The sequence below is a fragment of the Peribacillus cavernae genome (assembly GCF_003989135.1).
In the GTDB taxonomy this organism is placed as follows: Bacteria; Bacillota; Bacilli; order Bacillales; family DSM-1321; genus Peribacillus; species Peribacillus cavernae.
In genome coordinates this window covers 621,554-640,683 of record NZ_RYZZ01000007.1, presented here as the reverse complement: position 1 = coordinate 640,683, position 19,130 = coordinate 621,554, and the positions used below count along the sequence as shown (strand labels likewise).

The window sequence follows — 19,130 nt, the reverse complement described above, 5'->3', positions numbered from 1 at the left end:
GGGATATCGATTACATTCTTTCTCCTATTTAAAATATACAGGGTAATGGAAATTTCATGCAAGCGGTACGAACTTTTCAAAAAAATAAATTGTTTACATAATGTTATTATTATTAACCGATACTTTTTTATATAAGTTAAAAAACTGCCTGCAATTTGCAGACAGCTTCCTTTATCTTTTCCCTTTGATATATGGCTGGCCTGATGCCCTGGGAGCATCTGCTCTTCCGATAAATCCGGTCAGTGCAATAATCGTTAAAATATAAGGAGCAATCAATAAGTAGACAGCCGGGATATCTTTAAAGAACGGCAGGCTTGCGCCAACGATGCTCAAGCTTTGCGCCAGGCCGAAGAACAAACCGGCACCCATCGCACCTAGCGGATGCCATTTACCAAAGATCATCGCAGCAATGGCCATAAAGCCTTGCCCATTGATTGTCGAATGGCTGAAATCCAGTGTTACCGTTAGCGCATGTACAGCCCCGCCGATTCCGCCGAGCGCACCTGAAAGCATAACACCAAGATAGCGCATCCTGTAAACATTGATTCCCATTGTGTCAGCCGCCATTGGATGTTCTCCGACGGAACGGAGCCGCAATCCAAATGGGGTCTTGTAGACAACGTACCAGACTGCTACAGATAACAGAATCGCAATATAGGAAATGTAATACCCGTTCGAAAAGAAAATCTTTCCGAGAACTGGGATATCGCTTAACACCGGAATATCAATCTTATCGAATGTTTCCTTAATGATATCCGTTTGTCCCTTGTCATAAATTTTCTTGACAAGGAATAAAGACAGCCCAACAGCGAGCAAATTGATGGCTACCCCGCTGACGGTCTGGTCGGCACGGAAGGTGATCGAAGCCACTGCATGGAACAGCGAGAAAATCATCGACATAAGCATTGCTGCGAGGATGGAGATCCATGGTGTCCACGCCCCAAGCTGTTCATCGAATGTTAAATTAAAAACGATACTGACAAACGCACCGATTACCATCAACCCTTCGAGGCCGATATTCACAACCCCGGCCCGCTCTGAGAAAACGCCTCCGAGTGCAGTGAAGATAAGTGGGGCGGCAAGGGCAATCATCGATGGGACGATAATTTGCAAGATATGATAGAGATCCACCTATTTCGCCCCCTTTTTAGACAAACGTGAAATAATCCAGCGGATAAAATAGCTTGATGCCACAAAGAAAATGATTAACGCAATCACAATATCAACAATTTCGTTTGGTACCCCTGCTTCAAGCGGCATATTCAAAGCCCCATTTTTCAATCCGCCGAATAATGCTGCCGCTAACACAACACCGATTGCCGCGTTTCCACCAAGCAATGCGACCGCGATGCCATCGAAGCCGACCCCGGTAAAACCGCCTTTAATCGCTGCATAACCGAATGTTCCAAGCCCCTCCATAGCGCCGGCAAGACCTGCGAATGCTCCGGAAATGACCATCGAAAGAATGATGTTTCTTTTAACGCTCATGCCTGCATATTCAGATGCATGCTGGTTGAAACCGACTGCTTTTAATTCAAAGCCGGTCGTTGTCTTTTCAAGGATAAACCACATGAAAATGGCGCAAATAAGCGCGATGATGATTCCCCAATGCATACGGGACAGATCTGTCAAGTTTTCAAATAATACCGAACGTAACGATGCCGTTTCAGCAATATTTTCTGTCTTGTCCTGTTTATCAGACAGTACATTTACGATTAAATAATTGGTCACATGCAAAGCCGTATAGTTAAGCATGATCGTCACGATAACTTCGTGGACCCTGTATTTCGCCTTTAATAATCCTGGGATAAATGCCCAAAAGGCTCCGGCCGCTGCACCCGCAAGCACTGCAAGCGGCAAGTGGATGACTTTAGGAAAATCGAATTCCGTTCCTACCCAGACTGCCGCGATCCAGCCTACGATCAATTGCCCCTCTACCCCGATATTGAAGAGGCCGGTTCTGAATGCAAACGCGACCGCAAGCCCGGCAAGAATATAGGGAGTGATTTGGCGGACTGTTTCGCCCAGATAGTATTCATCTCCGAATATACCTGATAGCATGGCCGAGTATCCTTGAATCGGATCGTAGCCGCTGACAAGCATGATGACCGCACCTGCCAGCAATCCCAGCAAGACCGAAATAACAGGAATGGATATATTTAATAACTTTCTAGACATGAGTGGATCCACCTGCTTCCTTACGCTTACTGCCGGCCATCAATAATCCCAGCTCCTGCTCCGTCGTTTCATTAGGATTGACGACGGCAACGATTTCGCCTTCATAAATAACCGCAATGCGGTCACTGACGTTCATGATTTCATCCAGCTCAAAGGAAACCAGCAAGACCGCTTTCCCGGTATCACGCTGTTCAATCAGACGTCTATGAATATATTCAATCGCCCCGACATCGAGCCCTCGGGTAGGCTGTGCGGCAATCAACAAATCGGGATCACGGTTTATTTCACGGCCGATTATTGCTTTTTGCTGGTTCCCGCCGGATAGAGCACGTGCAGGTGTATATTCACTGGGTGTTCTTACGTCAAATTCAGTGATTAACGCTCTTGCTTTTTGATAAATGTTGCGATAATTTAAGACACCATTTCTGGAATTTGGTTTTTGATAATACGTTTGCAACACGATATTTTCGCCGATTGTGTAATCGAGTACCAGTCCGTGCTTATGGCGGTCCTGGGGGATATGGCTTATCCCTGATTCAGTTATTTTCCGCGGTGTGCTATTCTTAATCTCTTTTCCATTGATTTTAATGGAGCCAGCTCCTGCTTTTCGAAGTCCGGTAATCGCTTCGACCAGTTCGGACTGGCCGTTCCCGTCCACCCCGGCAATGCCGACAATTTCACCTGCTCTGACTGTAAGATTAAGACCTTTGACGGCCTTTACGCCGCGTGAATCATTCACGGCCAAGTCTGCAATTTCTAAGACGCTACCCGCAGGCTTTGATTGCGATTTCCCTGTTTTAAAGACTACATCACGGCCTACCATCAGGCTCGCAAGCTCATCTGGATTTGTTTCACTGACATTTACCGTTCCGATGCCTTCTCCTTTACGGATTACAGTGACGCGGTCGCAAACTTCCATGATTTCCTTTAATTTATGGGTAATTAAGATAATCGACTTACCTTCTTTTACAAGAGTTTTCATGATGGTAATCAGCTCTCTGATCTCCTGAGGCGTTAGGACGGCAGTCGGTTCGTCAAATATCAAAATTTCAGCTCCCCGGTAGAGAGTTTTCAAAATTTCGACCCTTTGCTGCATCCCGACGGAAATATCAGCTATTTTCGCTTCAGGATCCACAAGTAAACCATAGCGTTCTGAAAGCTCGCGGACATCTTTATGTGCGGCATTTAAATTAATTCTCCCTGCTTTTGAGGGTTCTTTACCGAGAATGATATTTTCCGTTACTGTAAACGGATCGACCAGCATAAAATGCTGATGCACCATTCCGATGCCCAGGTTATTGGCAATGTTCGGGTCGGTAATTTTAACAGGTTCTCCTTTAACCCTGATTTCCCCTTTTTCCGGCTGGTACAATCCGAAAAGAACGTTCATCAAGGTGGACTTCCCTGCTCCATTTTCCCCGAGAAGTGCATGGATTTCACCTTTTTTCACCTGCAGCGTCACATTATCATTGGCAACGATGCCGGGAAACTCCTTTCGGATATTAAGCATCTCAATCACATAATCCACTTATTATCAACTCCTAAAAAGGTGAGTAGTTCAGGTAATCTAACCCTGGATTTTTCGAGAAAAAACCAAAGGAAAAACTATAAAACTTTTTTTATAGTTTTTCATTTACTCTCTTCAAAAATAGAATACAGTTTACTAACCTGATAAAGGAGGAATAAAAGGCAGTACTCACCCTATTTATTCCTCCTATAATTTACTTATTAAAAAAAATTTTTGGCTCTTAGTCAACGTTCCTTTTTACAAGGCGCTTGCGCTTCTGTTCTTAGAATTTCATTGTTTTTAACTCGTCACGGGTTGAAGGGACTTTTATTTCGCCTGATTTGATTTTTCCAGTCCATTCTTCAACTGCCTTCAAAGCATCGTCTGAAACGTTCTCTTTGTGGTCAGCGATTGCCACCGCATTTTGGTCGAGGCCGTATTCGATGACTTTTCCGCCTGGGAAGTCGCCATTTTTCGTTTTGGAAGCAAGGTCTTTAACAGCGATATCAACGCGCTTAACCATTGAAGTTAATGTTACGTTGTATTCCTTGTCGCCGGCTTTCACATTGCCTTCCTCGAATTGGTCACGGTCAACACCGATTACCCAAATATTGTCGGCAGGATCTTTTTTCTTTAATTCTTTAGCTGCCGCAAAAACACCGTTGCCAGTTCCGCCGGAAGCGTGGTAGATTATGTCGATGCCTGAAGAATACATGCTGGATGCGATGGCTTGTCCTTTATCAGCAGCACCGAAGCTTCCTGCATACTGCACCTTTACATCTGCCTTAGGGTTTACAGATTTAACACCTGCGATGAAACCAACTTCAAATTTATTAATTAGGGAGCCGTCAACACCGCCAATGAAACCAATCTTATTTGATTTAGTCGTCTTAGCAGCGATTACGCCGACAAGGAAGGAACCTTGCTGCTCTGTGAATGTGATGCTTGCCACGTTTGGTTTCTCCACTACAGCGTCAACGATTGCAAAATTAGAATCTTTACGTTGATCGGCTACTTTGCCCATTGGTTCTGCCAGCAGGTAACCGATCCCGTAAATCAAGTCAAACTTGTTACGCACAAGTGTATTTAAGTTTGTTGTATAGTCAGCATCGGATTTAGATTGGACGTAATTATAACCATCTTTTCCTTTTTCCAAGCCATTTTCTTTACCAAATTCTTGAAGACCTTCCCATGCCGATTGGTTAAATGATTTGTCATCGACACCGCCGATGTCTGTAACCATCCCGACTGTGAAATTGTCTTTCTTGGATCCGCCGCCGCTCGTTTCAGAATCGTTATCATTGCCGCATGCACCAAGAATTGTTCCAGCCGCAAGAACCAAAGACAGCGCTAAACCAAATTTACGCTTTTTCAAGGTTTTTCCCCCTAAAGAATTTTAGTTGATTAGTCAGAAATGTAACGGAAAAAGAATGATTGCGTTTTCACCTGCAAAAAAATGTTAAATTCTTTTTCGCAAAACATGAAAACTGAATGTGTCAGCTTTAAAATAATTGACTGAATATAGAACTGGCTCGTCTTTTTCATCGAAATGCATTTGTTTTAATACAAGGAGAGCCGCTTCAGGGTCACATTCCAGGATGGGCGAAACTTTCTCATGATAGCCGATCGGCTCAATTTGTGCGACTGCGTACGCTATTCTTCGATCCGCCTCTTTTTCGAGAATGTCAAAAATCGATTCATCGTCGTGGGAAAATGTTTGCGGGAGGATGTATTCCGGGATTTTATCGACACAATAAACGACCGGTTCCCCGTTTGCAGTACGTACCCTTTCTAATAAAACAATGCCTTGATCCAATGAACGCGAAAAACGGCGAATGTCCTCATCAGTCGGTTCCTCGGTCGTTGAACTTAAGAAGATGGTTCCTGGTTTCATGCCTGCCTGCTTGATCATGTTCGTGACACTGTTAAGCTGTTCGATACCAGATGTGAACATTGGCTTTGAATTTACAAAGGTTCCCACTCCATGACGGCGGATAATGACACTTTCTTCTTCAAGTATCCGAAGCGCTTCTCTTAGAGTGGCTCTGCTTACGCCAAGCTTCTTCGCTAAATCAAACTCTGAGGGAAGCTTTTCCTTTTCTTTGTATATCCCTTTTTCAATGTCCTGTTTAAGGTGATCGATGACTTGTAGATACAAATGCCGGTTATCTGACTTAATAGACATGCAGGTTCCTCCAACCATTTTCTTCAGACATCAGACCTCTGATGTGTAATCATTCCTACTAATCGAACATACTATAACACTTTTTTGTGTATAAATAAATAGAGAATTGAAATTTGTCAAAAAAACAATTGAGGGTGAAAACTCACTTATATCAAAGGTTTTTGACAGATAATGCTATAAAGAAACCCCACTCTGGAGCTCTCCTTTTTCTTTTAGTGTTTTTAGGGGTATAATAACTGATAAACTACAGGGCAGGAAAGGATGATATCGTGATAGCCATTACAGGTTATAGAGTAGAATTATTAAAAGATCCATTTGGTATATTAACCGGGGAAAGGTATGAGTTTTTCCTTGATATTGATGTACCTGAGGATGATGAATTGTTTTCTGAAAAAGGGTTGTACATAAGGGTGCTCTATACTGTTGGAGAACATCAAAGCGGAATCGTAAAATATGAAATTATCGAGAATGAGACGGAGCAGTCATTCAATTTCGAACTTGAAGAAGAAGAAACTGCAGCAATCGATTCCTTCTGCAAAGGACACTTGAACGAGTACTAGTTTTTTCAAAATTTAGTTGCCAAAAACTGACCCCGGGAATTTCCCGGGGTCTTTAGATTTAGGAGGAATTTGCCTCATTTCCCGGATCCTTCGATATAAGGACCGTTCTTGGCTTGCTTCCTTCATACGGACCAACGATGCCTCGTGCCTCCATTTCGTCAATTAGCCTGGCTGCACGGGTATAACCGATCCTGAATCTTCTTTGCAGCATCGATACGGACGCGGTCTGCATTTCAATGATAAGCTGCACGGCTTCATCATAGACATCATCATCTACCTCGCCTACAGCTTCACTGGTTTCATCTGGAATCATTTCTTCTTGATATTGCGCTTTTTGCTGGGAGATTACATACTCGACGACTTCTTCGACTTCCTGGTCGGATAAAAATGCCCCTTGGACACGGACAGGCTTTGAAGCTCCGACGGGCAGGAACAGCATATCGCCGCGCCCTAACAACTTTTCGGCACCGCCCATGTCAAGGATTGTCCTTGAATCTGTCATCGATGATACACTAAAGGCAATCCTGGAAGGGATATTTGCTTTAATGACACCCGTGATGACATCCACGGAAGGTCTCTGCGTCGCGATGATTAAATGGATGCCTGCCGCCCTGGCCATTTGTGCAAGCCGTGTGATCGCATCCTCGACATCATTCGACGCAACCATCATTAGATCGGCAAGTTCATCGACAATGACGACGATATAAGGCAAAAGCGGCTGCTTGTCGGCTTCCTCGAGATTGTGACGGTTGACATGGTCATTGTAGCCTTCGATATTGCGTGTACCCGTATGCGAGAACAGCTCATACCGGCGTTCCATTTCACTGACCACCTTTTTCAACGCCTGCGAAGCCTTTTTCGCATCCGTCACGACAGGGGCCAGCAAGTGCGGAATGCCGTTATACATATTCAGCTCAACCATTTTAGGATCAATCATCATCATTTTCACTTCATGCGGTTTTGCGCGCATAAGGATACTGGTAATGATTCCATTTATACAGACCGACTTACCGCTGCCGGTTGCACCCGCAACAAGCAAGTGCGGCATTTTATTCAATTCAGCAAGCACAGCCTCTCCGGAAATGTTGCGGCCAAGGCCGATTTGCAGTTTCGCTTCCGGCTTATCGTACTCTTTCGCTTCAAGAACCTCACGCAAGGAAACCATGGCAATTTCAGAATTCGGCACTTCAATTCCGATCGCCGACTTTCCTGGGATCGGTGCTTCAATCCGGATGTCCTTTGCAGCTAATGCCAAAGCGATGTCATCGGAAAGGCTGACGATCCTGCTTACTTTCACTCCAACGTCCGGATGGACCTCATACTTGGTTACCGCCGGACCTAAATGGACCTGGGTGACTTTTGCCTTAACGCCAAAGCTATGGAATGTGCGTTCAAGCTTCGCAGCGTTTTCATTAATCAGCCGGTATTCACCGCTTTGATCGGTTTTTTTCGGCTGATTCAAAAGCGAAATCGGCGGCAGGAGATATTCTTTGTTTTCGACTTCAGTGAAGCTGATCGGTGGTGAGTGATCTTCTGTTCCGTCTTCAGGAACGGAAAGAGTATTTTCGCTCTTTCCGGGTTTTCCATTTTCCATTTCCGGATTGAACGGTACCGTTTCCTCCGCCTTAGACCCGTATGCTGTATCAGCAAAATTGGAGATGATCCTTTTCTCCGGCTGCTGGATCGGCAATTCTTCAGCCTGTACCTTTTGCATTTCGGCCTCTTCCGCTTCCTTCAGCAAGGCCGTTTCCTTTTGCTGCTTTTTCTTCTCCCGTTTATTTTCCTTCCAGTTCCTCATGTCATCAAGAAACGCTATCCATTGACCAGCGAGGAACCTGCCCCCGGAAATAATAAACCTGCCCAGCGTATCGCCGACCGTTTTGCCGGTTAAAAGAATAAAGCCTGCGATAATAAGCAGTAACGCTACTATTTTCGAACCCGCTTCATCAAATAGGAAATAGGAAGCAGCAAACATCAGGGCGCCTATCATTCCTCCGCCAAGATCCGTCGTGCTTGTTTTTCCGCTCGCCTCCATCCAGAATAGTTCCCATGTATTGGCGATTACACTTGGCTTTTTGAATGGACCGCCTCCCGAAAGCAGTTCGAACAATGTCACATGGCTCAGCAGCAAAATGCTTAACACAATGAAATATGTCCCTACAAGCTGTCTTTTGAGAAAAAAAGGGATTTTCCGCTTAATCATTAAATAAAAGCTCACCAAAATGAAGCCAAACAGCAAGATGATATACCACTCACCCATGAAGAATCGGAGAAGATAGACAATCGCATTTCCGACTGCCCCCAGCCTTGCTATCGCGATCGCGGAAAGGCCGAGGATAATCAGCCCTGCCAGTTCAAATTTTAATGTTGTCTTTAACCTATCTGCGCTTTTTGAGTTCCTGCGCTTTTTCTTTGCCATTTTATCACCTGAATTTTCATGCAATGTGTATAATTTCATCGTGAGAATGAAGAAAGCAGCCAGTTAGGCTGCTTTTATCGATGTAATTTGAGTATACCATATATCCAGTAACTTGGACGATTTTTCTAATTTCTATACATCACTCGCGGATGATGGATCCTGGCTGAATCGATTGCTCCAGGTAAACGGCAGGGTCAGTGCTTAAAATGCGGTCGACACGGTAGCCATTGTTTTCTTGTCTTTCAGCGAGGAGTTGGACTCCGTTGTAAGTAATCATCATATACCTCGAGTACACGCTTTCGTCGGTCGGGAATATTTGATCCATCGGCGTCATTGTATATAAAATCATTGTAACATCTTCTCCCCGTTTGGACCTTTGGCTTTCGAACTTGATGTTTCAATCAATTCATTAAGCTTCCTCATCGCCTGTCCGACGCCGCCAACCTCATTGATCAGCCCGGATTGCACAGCTTCCGTGCCTATCACATTTGTACCAATATCCCGTGTCAGATTTCCTTTTGCAAACATCAGCTCTTTGAATTTTTCATCGGATACCTTTGAATGTCTGGTTACAAAGTTAATGACACGCTCTTGCATTTTATCAAGATATTCGAACGTTTGTGGAACCCCGATTACGAGTCCGGTCAGCCTGATCGGATGAATCGTCATCGTTGCCGTTTCTGCAATATAGGAATAGTCGCACGACACGGCAATAGGCACGCCGATGGAATGGCCTCCTCCAAGCACAATCGAAACGGTAGGCTTTGATAGTGATGCCAGCATTTCGGAAATGGCCAGACCTGCTTCCACATCTCCTCCCACCGTATTTAAAATGACAAGCAGACCTTCGATATTCGGGTTTTGTTCAATGGCGACAATCTGAGGAATCACATGCTCATATTTCGTTGTTTTATTTTGCGGCGGCAGCTGTATATGCCCTTCTATCTGGCCGACGATTGTTAAGCAGTGTATCTTCGAATCCTGTGACATTTGCGGGACATTGGTTTGTCCAAGCTGCTGGATTTTTTCAATCAAGGCTGAGCTTTTCCCAGGCTGCTGTTCCTCTGGTTCATTTGGAACTGGTTCTTTTTCCATTCAATGAATCCCCTTTCTCTTTCTTATGGGATTATTATTATCTGGAAGGTGCAGCTTCATTCTCTTTTTGAGATTTCCATGATGATAGGGAGGATCATCGGACGGCGTTTTGTTTTTTCGTATAAGTACTGATTTAACGAATCCCTGATATCCTGCTTGAGAGTAGACCAGTCGAAGCCTTGCCGGGAAGCGGACTTTTTGACGATTTCTGTCACTATGCTCGATGATTCGTCCATCAGCTTTTCCGATTCCCGTACATAGACAAAGCCCCGTGAAATTATTTCCGGCCCGGATGCGATCGTTTTATCAGGCCGATTCAATGTCACAACTACAACTAAAATACCGTCCTGTGATAACAAGCGGCGGTCTCTTAACACAATATTGCCGACATCGCCTACACCGCTCCCATCAATCAGGACATTTCCTGCAGACACCTTTCCGGAAAGGCGGATTTTATCATTTTTGATTTCAATAACATCTCCCTTGTCGGGGATCACGATATTTTCTTTAGCAAGGCCGGTGGCTGCGCCGATCTTTGCATGTGCCGCAAGATGGCGGTATTCCCCGTGTATGGGAATCAGGTACTTAGGTTTCATCAGGTTAATCATCATTTTCAATTCTTCCTGACTGCCATGCCCGGAAACATGAACTTGATAACGCCCTGACACAACATCAGCACCTGCCCTGTATAACAAATCAATTGTCTTATAAAGAATGACTTCGCCGCCTTTTAATGGAGAAGCAGCAATCAATACTGTATCGCCCGCTTTAATATTGACCTGTTTGTGCGTTTGTTTGGCCATTTTTCTTAATGCTGCAATTGGCTCGCCCTGGTGTCCTGTAGACAGGATGACAATCTTCTCATCCGGATACTGACTAATCTCCGGAATCGGGATGATCATCTTCTCATCCACTTTTAAATAACCGGTATTTAATGCCGTCTCGTATACACGCTGGAGGCTTTTGCCGACAACCGCGACTTTTCTGCCGTTAGAGGCTGCGGCATTGAAGACGTGTTGGATCCGGTTGATGTTCGAGGCAAAACATGCGACGATGATGCGACCGGCTGCATTATAAAACGCATCGCCCATATCCTTTGCCACGAGTGCTTCAGAAGGGGTGTAGCCCGGTTTTTCAGCCCCGGTGCTATCAGATAACAGACAAAGCACACCTTCTTTGCCTATGTCCGCCATTTCACCAATCTCGGGTTTATACAAATCGCTTGCGGCTTGATCGAATTTGAAGTCACCGGTATAGACAATTGCTCCTTCTACAGTATGAATCGCGATTCCTACCGAATCCGGAATGCTGTGATTGGTCCTGAAGAAAGAAACTTCAGCATTGGCGAATTTCAATCTGTCGTGGGATTGGACCTCAATGAATTCAGCTTTGCCCTTGAAATCATCTTCAGACAATTTCACTTTCGCCAGCTCCATTGTCAGCTTTGTCCCGTAAACAGGAACATGTAAATACTTCAGCACATGCGCAAGCGCCCCCATATGGTCCTCATGACCATGACTAATAAATATCCCCTGCAGCCGTTCTTTATTTTCCATTACATATGTAATATCCGGAATGACAGCGTCTATCCCGAGCATTTCTTCTTCGGGAAACATCAGGCCTGCATCCAGCAGGAAGATATCGCCATACACCTCAACAGCATACATATTTTTTCCGAGCTCCCCCTGTCCACCAAGAGGAATGATTTTTATGCCTTGCTTATGATCTTGTGCCAATAGTATAATCCTCCTTAATAAATTCCGTTCGAAACTCAAGGTTGATTCCATTATAACCGATGCTAGAAAAACATGGCAACACATTCACTCAATGGTTCCTTCGCGGTCGACCTTCCATCAATTTTCTGATCACTATACCACAGCCCCTTCCCTGTTGTCAGTCTCTCGGTAGTAAAAGTATAATCGTTAGGCCTGAGTATTGGGAAGAAGAATTTTTCATGACATCTCATAGTCCATTTCATCAGATTTTTCCTAGGATTTCTGAAGAAGGCAGACAAAAAGCCAATCTCTGGCCGATTGGCTTTTTGTCTTTTATGCTATCTACCTGCTTTTCTTCCTGTCTAGCTCCAGCGCCTAGCCCCTCGAGTCATAAGCCAGCTCCCTACAGAAGGCAAAAAGCGCCTTCTTTCGGGATCTGTCTTATGCTTGTCGGGGCTGAACAAGGCGCTTCTGCTTTTCTTCCTGTCTAGCTCCAGCGCCTAGCCCCTCGAGTCATAAGCCAGCTCCCTACAGAAGGCAAAAAGCGCCTTCTTTCGGGATCTGTCTTATGCTTGTCGGGGCTGAACAAGGCGCTTCCGCTTTTCTTTCTATTTGATAAGTTCATTTAAAGTGTTTCTTTCTTGTTCCGTAAGCGGTACGAGCGGCAGCCTGACAGACCCTACGTCCATCCCCTTCATTTGCAAGGCTGTTTTAACAGGTGCTGGGCTCGGGGCCGCAAACAGGCCTTCCATGACCGGCAAAAGGCTCTGATGGAGCTCTGCCGCTTCCTTTAGATGGCCCTGCAGGAATTGATCGATCATCAGCTGCATTTCTTTCCCGATAATATGTGAGGCGACCGACACGACTCCGACGCCCCCGATGGAGAGTACAGGCAGCGTAATGCCGTCATCGCCGCTGTAAAGCATAAAGTCATCATCGGTTCCGGCAATGATTGCTGTCATGGCGTTCAAATCCCCGCTTGCTTCCTTTACAGCAACAATATTAGGAACTTTCGAAAGCCTGATAACCGTTGCCGGTTCAATGTTAGCGACGGCTCTTCCCGGAATATTATAAATCATTACAGGCAGCGAAGTACTTTCAGCAATCGCTTTGAAGTGCTGGTACAACCCTTCCTGATTCGGTTTGTTGTAGTATGGAGCGACAAGCAAAATACCATCGGCACCATTTTGCTCAGCCTTTTTTGTAAGTTCAATGGAAGCATACGTATTATTGCTTCCTGTCCCCATAATAATAGGAATACGCTCATCCGCTGTTTGGACAACATGGCGCAGCAGGGCGGCTTTTTCTTCGGTAGATAACGTAGGTGATTCACCAGTCGTTCCGGCAAGAACGAGCGAATCTGTTCCGTTTTCAATTAAGTAATTCACTAACTGTGTCGTTTTGGCAAAATCGATATTTCCCTTTTTGTCAAATGGGGTAACCATTGCGGTTGAAACTCTTCCAAAGTGTACCATTATCAAACACCTCTTGATTTAATAGACAATTATATCTCCGTTATTGGGTATTCTACTACTTCTTTATGGAGCTGAAAAGCATCATGCAGGGAATTCACTGCTTCCACCAGGTCGGCTTCTTTGACGAGCACCCAGATTGTCGTATGGCTGTCCGCCGATTGCAGAATGCCGATACCTTTCTCAGAGAGTGCGGTGACGATTTTCGCTGCGACACCGGGAACACCATTGATGCCCGCACCGACAACCGAAACCTTGGCACAATTTTTTTGAATGATAGGCTCATGGCCGAGATCCATGAGAATTCCGATGGCGCGCCGGGTCATTTCGTCCGTTACAGTATAGACGACCCCATTCGGAGAAATATTAATAAAATCAACGGAAATTGAAGCCTGTGCCATCGCCTTAAAAACTTGCGCCTGAAGATCATACTGTCCTTTTTTCGCGGTCACTTTAATTTGCGTGATCTTCGAAACATGGGCGATTCCAGTAACGATGCGTTCGCGGATATCGCTGCCCTGGTTTTCCCTATTTATCGTTGTTACCAGGGTTCCAAGGCTGTCTGTATAGGTTGAACGGATCCGAATCGGCACTTTAGCCTGCATCGCAATTTCCACGGCACGGGGATGGATGACCTTGGCTCCCTGGTAAGCCATGTTGCAGACCTCGTTATAGGTTACCACCGCAAGCGGCCTGGCGTTTTCAGCAATCCGCGGATCGGCAGTCATGATACCGTCCACATCTGTGAAGATATCAACCCACTCCGCTTTGATGGCCGCCCCAAGCGCAGCAGCGGATGTGTCACTGCCTCCGCGTCCGATCGTGGTTACGTCCCCGTTCTTAGCAGCTCCCTGGAAACCGGCGACAACAATGGCATCTTGGTTTTCAAGTTCTTTTAGAAGACGGTCGCTCTTCATTTCGACTATTTTCGCGTTCGTATGATCTCCATTAGTCCGAAACCCAGCCTGCGCCCCGGTGAATGCCGTTGCTTTTATTCCGTTCTCGAGCAGCATATTGGTAAAAACAACCGATGAAATCGTCTCTCCGACCGATAACAGCAAATCCTGCTCCCGCTTTGGAATTTTATTTTGTGAACCGTTCACAAGTGAAAGCAATGTATCTGTTGCATAGGGCTCCCCTTTTCTCCCCATCGCCGACACGACCACTACCACTTTGAAGCCTTCGCTGACCGCCTTTTCGATATGCCGCAAAGCATGCGATCTGCTTTCTTCGTCACGAACAGAAGTTCCGCCGAATTTCTGAACGATGATTTTCATAGAAACACCTCAAATATAAGTCAGCTCCGCATGCGGAAAGCTGACAATGCTTTTCTTCTACTATTTATTTTACTGTGACCAATCCTAGTTTTAAAAGGCTTTCAGCGATTTGGACTGAATTCCATGCTGCCCCTTTAAGGAGATTATCAGAAACAACCCATAAATGGAAGCCCTTTTCTTCATCAAGGTCCTTGCGGATTCTTCCCACGAAAACTTCATTTTTGCCAACCGCGGCTTGCGGCATTGGATAGACCTGGTTTTCGGGATCATCCTGTAACACAACCCCGGTTGCTGTTTTCAGAAGCTCTTTCACCTGGATTGCTGTTACCGCTTCGCTTTCCACTTCGATATAAACGGATTCTGAATGGCCGGTAACGATTGGCAGACGGACACATGTAGCCGCGACGGAAAGTTCCGGCATATGCATGATTTTCTTCGTTTCATTGATCATCTTCATCTCTTCGAAGGTGAAACCGTTATCCTGGAATTTATCTATTTGCGGAATGACGTTAAAAGCAATTTGGTAATGCTTATTGTCACCCTTGACCGGCAAAACGGAAGCCTGGACTTCTTCCTCATTCAAAACGGCCTGTGACTGGTCAAGTAATTCCGAGATGGCAGCTGCCCCGGCCCCTGAAACGGCCTGGTAAGTCGAAACGACAACCTTGCCAAGTCCGAACTCTTTTCTAATCGGTTCAAGCGCGACAACCATTTGAATTGTTGAACAGTTGGGATTTGCAATAATCCCGTTGTGTGATTTCAAGTCGTCTTCATTGACTTCAGGCACGACGAGCGGGACATTTTCATCCATGCGAAAAGCGCTTGTGTTATCGACAACAATCGCTCCACGTTTCACAGCTTCAGGCGCAAATTCCTTTGAAATGCTTCCTCCCGCACTGAATAAAGCAATATCAATGCCTTCAAAGCATTCCGGTTTTGCTTCCTGCACTTCTATTTCTTCACCTTTAAATAAAACCCTTGTACCAGCTGAACGGGCTGAAGATAAAAGGGTCAACTTTTTTATTGGCAAATTTCTCTTTTCAAGCGTTGCGATCATTTGCTGGCCTACTGCACCTGTTGCACCTAAGATCGCTACATTCAATCCAAGTGATTCTGTCATCGAACATTCCCCTTTTCAAAACCATACAGATTTGTAATCTATTTTTACGTGCCTTTTCTGCTTATGCTTTCAAGAATATCATATATTTTATCATATTAGTATGTGAATGAGACAAACTTTGCCGGAAATTTTCCGTAAAGTCTGTATGGCTTTTGTTCGATACTCTTTTAAAGGGGATCTTTATACCTTTCGACAAGGACAGGCTGGATTTGCTCGCCACTAAGGGCAGAAATGATTGTTTCCCTTATCATGCTCATGCGTGCCACCATTGAATTCGGTTTCTTTTCCGGGTCATCCTGGCCATATGGCACAAAATAAATATCCTTGGCAGCCATCAGCCTCATTAAATTCATGCCATTCAAGCCGAGGGCATCATTTGTTGAAATGCCAAGAACAACCGGGCGGTGGTTACGCATAGTCGCTTTGGCCGCCATTAATACGGGTGAGTCTGTCAAGGCATTGGCCATCTTGCTCAGGGAGTTCCCCGTCATTGGTGCAATCACCATACAAGCTAGCGGCATTTTCGGACCAAGTGGTTCTGCTTTGACAATCGTATCGACAACATGATGGCCTGTTAGTTCTTCGATTCGCTCAATCCAGTCCTCTCCCTTGCCAAATCTCGTTTCCGTATTCTTTACCGTTGAAGTGACGATCGGAATTACTTCGACGCCTTCGTTAACCAATTTCTCAATTTCCGGAAAAACAATATCATAGGTACAATGAGAACCGGTAAGACCGAAACCAATTCTCTTCCCACTTAAACTCATGCGGTTTTCCCCTTTCGTTTTTTCATATCTTCTCTAATAAGCTGGGCAAGCACATTGGCTAATATCTGTCCTGCGGTTTTTGGCGCGACAATCCCAGGCAAGCCCGGGGCAAGCAGCGCTTTGATTCCCCTTTTCTCGGCATAGCGGAAATCGGTGCCGCCCGGTTTTGAAGCAAGGTCGATCAAGAGAGTATGCACGGGCATGTTGGCCAGCACAGATGCGGTGACGATTTGTACCGGAACTGTGTTTATGCATATATCTACATCTCTTACCGCTTGTGCCAGTTCATTCAAATGGAACGGGGTCATAGCCATTTCAGTTATTCTAGCGAGGTCCTCGCTTTTTCTTGCCCCTGCTTTTACATTGGCACCTAATGCCTGGAATGTTCTAGCAACACTCATTCCTGTCCGCCCAAACCCAATCACGGCAACCTTTGATCCGTGGATTGTAAAGTCAGTATTCTGGATCGCCATCATAATCGTTCCTTCTACAGTAGGGATCGAGTTATAAATGGCAACATCGTCTCTTTCAAAAAGCAGGACCAGCCTTCGGTTCGTTTTCTCGATGATTTCATTTAAATAATCATTGCTGATTCCAGAGTAGATCGTACAATGAGGAGGAGTTTTCGAAAGAATTTCCTTTGTAAGATAGACCTCTTCATTAGAAAAGATCGTTTCTACCTTTCCTTCAGAATTGGTGCCCGAAACCGGCAAAATGATTGTATCGATCTCTGAAAGGTTGAGTTCTTCCAACTTTTCTTTAACGGCACCTGTAAACGAGTGGTCAAGCTGTTCAAAGCCAACCAATGACAATTTGGCATCCAGCTCCGTAAATTTGCGGATTACCTCAAGCTGGCGGGCATCCCCGCCTATCACTGCAATTTGTATGCCTGTGAGCATCATGCCGTCACCTTCTTTTTTGAAAATAAGCCTGCTTATCACAAAATCGTGTTTTACCTTTCCATCTTATGTTTTTTTCGTAAAATAGGTGAATGGTTGAAGCCAGGAGTTTTACTCCTCTTCAGGGATAAGGTTTTTAGTGTTAGAGAAAATCGATGGTGCACGAAAAAACCGCCTTTTTCAGGGCGGCTTAGAGGATGTATGGCTGATATGAGTTTATCGCTTTTCCCGCTCTTAATCGGGAAACTTTATTTTTTGAGGCGGTTCTTTTCCGGGAACCTGGCTTTCCGTTATATCGATGATAATCATATCGGTACCAATCTTTTTGATTTGATTCCAGGGAACACGGACTTCGTTTCCGTTTTTTTTCAATCCGAACCATTTAACGGACGGTATGATAAGCGCTGTTATCTGTCCGCTTTCATTTATTTCAAGGTCTGTCTGTCCGAGGACACCAAGCCGTTCTGCGCGTTTTACATCGACGATTTCTTTTCCGCTAAGCTCACTCAGTCTCATGATGTTTCTCCTCCTTTTTTTCCAATTACTAATCTATATCACCCAACAGTAATCGTTAGAAGTAATTTCTTGAAACTAGAGAGAGTGATTCTACGTAAAAAGAAAAGGACCGACAATATGCCGCATTCGGGCTTATTCTTTCCAGTCATCCAAAGGACTGATCAAGGAAATGGAGTATTGATCGGAAAAAACTTGATTGCCGAGTGTATTTACGCTGTCCTCTGTGACTTCATCGATCATTTCGACAATTTCATCCAGTGATTTATGGTTTTCAAGTAGTAATTCATTTTTGCCATTTCTGCTCATTCGACTGTTTGTGCTCTCTAAGCTGAGCATCAAGCTTCCCTTAAGCTGTTCCTTGCTGTTTCTTAGTTCTTTCTCGGTAATTCCTTCCCGTTTCAGGGTCGCGAGCGTTTCCTGGATCGTTTCGTACAGGCTATTGAGCTGTCCTGCCCCAGTTCCTCCATAAATCGTTACCAACCCGCTGTCCTGGTAGCCGGAATGGTACGAGTAGACAGAGTAGGCGAGTCCCCGCTGTTCCCTTACTTCCTGGAATAAACGGCTGCTCATGCTTCCGCCAAGGATATTGTTGAGCACAATCATGCTGTACACATCATTATGGCCAATCTGCAGTCCTTCAAAACCGAGGCAGAGATGCGCCTGTTCCGTTTCTTTCTTTCTTGAAAGCCTTTTCTCGTGAAAACGGGGCTTCATAAGATCCGTATGCCCGTTACCGCCTTTATAGGAACCAAAGTAGCTTTCTACCTCTTTTATCATGCTTTCGTCCACATTGCCCGCAATAGAAATGACCACCTTATCCGGCGTATACATATCATGGACGTATTTCTTCAATGACTCGCTGTTAAACGTCTCGAGGGTTTCCTCAGTTCCTAAAATGGGATATCCAAGCGGATGTGACTCATACACGGCCTGGCTTAATAAATCGTGAACGATATCGTCAGGCGTATCTTCATACATTTTAATTTCTTCATAAACCACATTTTTTTCCTTCTTTAACTCTTCTTCATCAAAAGTCGAGTTAAAGAACATATCAGAAAGGATCTCCAGGGCATAGCTTGCGTGGTTATCGAGAACCTTCGCGTAATAACATGTGTATTCTTTGGAGGTAAACGCATTGACTTGACCGCCAATGCTGTCAAATGACTCAGCAATTTCCCTCGCATTGCGGTTTGCCGTACCTTTAAAAAACATATGTTCCAGAAAATGTGAAATGCCATTAAGCTCTGGCGTTTCATTCCTTGATCCTGTTTTAATCCAAACACCGATAGCAGCCGAACGAACAGTCGGAATATTCTCCAGAACAATTCTGACTCCGTTTTGGCAAGTATATTTCTTAATCATAAACATTCCTCCCAATTCTGTGGTGCTTTTAAGAAAAGCGCAAGCGCCTTGAATAAAA

At 44.9% G+C, this 19,130-nt stretch carries 17 protein-coding genes; 1 reads left to right on the top strand and 16 read right to left on the bottom strand.

Going from position 1 to position 19,130, the window contains the following annotated elements:
• Window positions 1-171: 171 nt before the first annotated feature.
• From ELQ35_RS09225 to ELQ35_RS09205, 5 genes are all read right to left on the bottom strand, one after another.
• On the bottom strand, window positions 172-1,092 hold the full coding sequence (locus ELQ35_RS09225) for an ABC transporter permease (RefSeq protein ID WP_370873384.1): 921 nt from the start codon (window positions 1,090-1,092) through the stop codon (window positions 172-174).
• Between the two features lie 39 nt (window positions 1,093-1,131).
• Entirely contained in the window at window positions 1,132-2,178 is a 1,047-nt protein-coding gene (locus tag ELQ35_RS09220) for an ABC transporter permease (protein WP_126864527.1), read from the bottom strand.
• Window positions 2,171-3,706 (bottom strand): ABC transporter ATP-binding protein, encoded by a 1,536-nt coding sequence (locus ELQ35_RS09215; protein WP_126864526.1) that lies wholly within the window; start codon window positions 3,704-3,706, stop codon window positions 2,171-2,173. The genes ELQ35_RS09220 and ELQ35_RS09215 overlap by 8 nt, the downstream gene beginning before the upstream one ends.
• 262 nt (window positions 3,707-3,968) lie before the next feature.
• Window positions 3,969-5,060 (bottom strand): BMP family lipoprotein, encoded by a 1,092-nt coding sequence (locus ELQ35_RS09210; protein WP_126864525.1) that lies wholly within the window; start codon window positions 5,058-5,060, stop codon window positions 3,969-3,971.
• A gap of 84 nt (window positions 5,061-5,144) precedes the next feature.
• Window positions 5,145-5,870, bottom strand: coding sequence for a GntR family transcriptional regulator (locus ELQ35_RS09205; protein WP_126864524.1), 726 nt, complete (start codon window positions 5,868-5,870; stop codon window positions 5,145-5,147).
• Window positions 5,871-6,139: 269 nt separating this feature from the next.
• Between ELQ35_RS09205 and ELQ35_RS09200 the strand changes: the two genes are divergently transcribed.
• Window positions 6,140-6,430 carry a DUF6509 family protein gene (locus ELQ35_RS09200; RefSeq protein WP_126864523.1) on the top strand — a complete coding sequence of 97 codons (291 nt, stop codon included), beginning with the start codon at window positions 6,140-6,142 and terminating at the stop codon, window positions 6,428-6,430.
• A 58-nt stretch (window positions 6,431-6,488) separates the two neighbouring features.
• On the opposite strand, the gene ELQ35_RS09195 is transcribed toward ELQ35_RS09200, so the two are convergent.
• The 11 genes from ELQ35_RS09195 to ELQ35_RS09145 all read right to left on the bottom strand — a co-directional run bounded on the left by ELQ35_RS09195 (window position 6,489) and on the right by ELQ35_RS09145 (window position 19,072).
• Window positions 6,489-8,849: a DNA translocase FtsK gene (locus ELQ35_RS09195; RefSeq protein WP_126864522.1), complete on the bottom strand. Its 2,361-nt coding sequence runs from the start codon at window positions 8,847-8,849 to the stop codon at window positions 6,489-6,491.
• Window positions 8,850-8,988: 139 nt separating this feature from the next.
• A complete protein-coding gene (locus ELQ35_RS09190) occupies window positions 8,989-9,198 on the bottom strand; it encodes a YlzJ-like family protein (RefSeq protein WP_126864521.1) in 210 nt (69 codons plus the stop codon).
• A complete protein-coding gene (locus tag ELQ35_RS09185; RefSeq protein ID WP_126864520.1) occupies window positions 9,195-9,944 on the bottom strand; it encodes a ClpP family protease in 750 nt (249 codons plus the stop codon). The genes ELQ35_RS09190 and ELQ35_RS09185 overlap by 4 nt, the downstream gene beginning before the upstream one ends.
• A 56-nt stretch (window positions 9,945-10,000) precedes the next feature.
• A complete protein-coding gene (locus tag ELQ35_RS09180) occupies window positions 10,001-11,680 on the bottom strand; it encodes a ribonuclease J (protein ID WP_221884959.1) in 1,680 nt (559 codons plus the stop codon).
• Between the two features lie 587 nt (window positions 11,681-12,267).
• Window positions 12,268-13,134, bottom strand: coding sequence for a 4-hydroxy-tetrahydrodipicolinate synthase (gene dapA, locus ELQ35_RS09175; protein ID WP_126864518.1), 867 nt, complete (start codon window positions 13,132-13,134; stop codon window positions 12,268-12,270).
• A 29-nt stretch (window positions 13,135-13,163) separates the two neighbouring features.
• Window positions 13,164-14,408, bottom strand: a complete 1,245-nt coding sequence (gene dapG, locus ELQ35_RS09170; RefSeq protein ID WP_126864517.1) for an aspartate kinase — start codon at window positions 14,406-14,408, stop codon at window positions 13,164-13,166.
• A gap of 64 nt (window positions 14,409-14,472) precedes the next feature.
• Window positions 14,473-15,528, bottom strand: a complete 1,056-nt coding sequence (gene asd, locus ELQ35_RS09165) for an aspartate-semialdehyde dehydrogenase (protein ID WP_126864516.1) — start codon at window positions 15,526-15,528, stop codon at window positions 14,473-14,475.
• Between the two features lie 167 nt (window positions 15,529-15,695).
• Entirely contained in the window at window positions 15,696-16,295 is a 600-nt protein-coding gene (locus ELQ35_RS09160; RefSeq protein ID WP_126864515.1) for a dipicolinate synthase subunit B, read from the bottom strand.
• Window positions 16,292-17,194, bottom strand: a complete 903-nt coding sequence (gene dpaA / locus ELQ35_RS09155; protein ID WP_126864514.1) for a dipicolinic acid synthetase subunit A — start codon at window positions 17,192-17,194, stop codon at window positions 16,292-16,294. The genes ELQ35_RS09160 and dpaA overlap by 4 nt, the downstream gene beginning before the upstream one ends.
• A 234-nt stretch (window positions 17,195-17,428) precedes the next feature.
• Window positions 17,429-17,710 carry a YlmC/YmxH family sporulation protein gene (locus tag ELQ35_RS09150; protein WP_126864513.1) on the bottom strand — a complete coding sequence of 94 codons (282 nt, stop codon included), beginning with the start codon at window positions 17,708-17,710 and terminating at the stop codon, window positions 17,429-17,431.
• Window positions 17,711-17,842: 132 nt separating this feature from the next.
• Complete coding sequence (locus ELQ35_RS09145; protein WP_126864512.1) at window positions 17,843-19,072, bottom strand: M16 family metallopeptidase; 1,230 nt, start codon at window positions 19,070-19,072, stop codon at window positions 17,843-17,845.
• Window positions 19,073-19,130 lie beyond the last annotated feature (58 nt).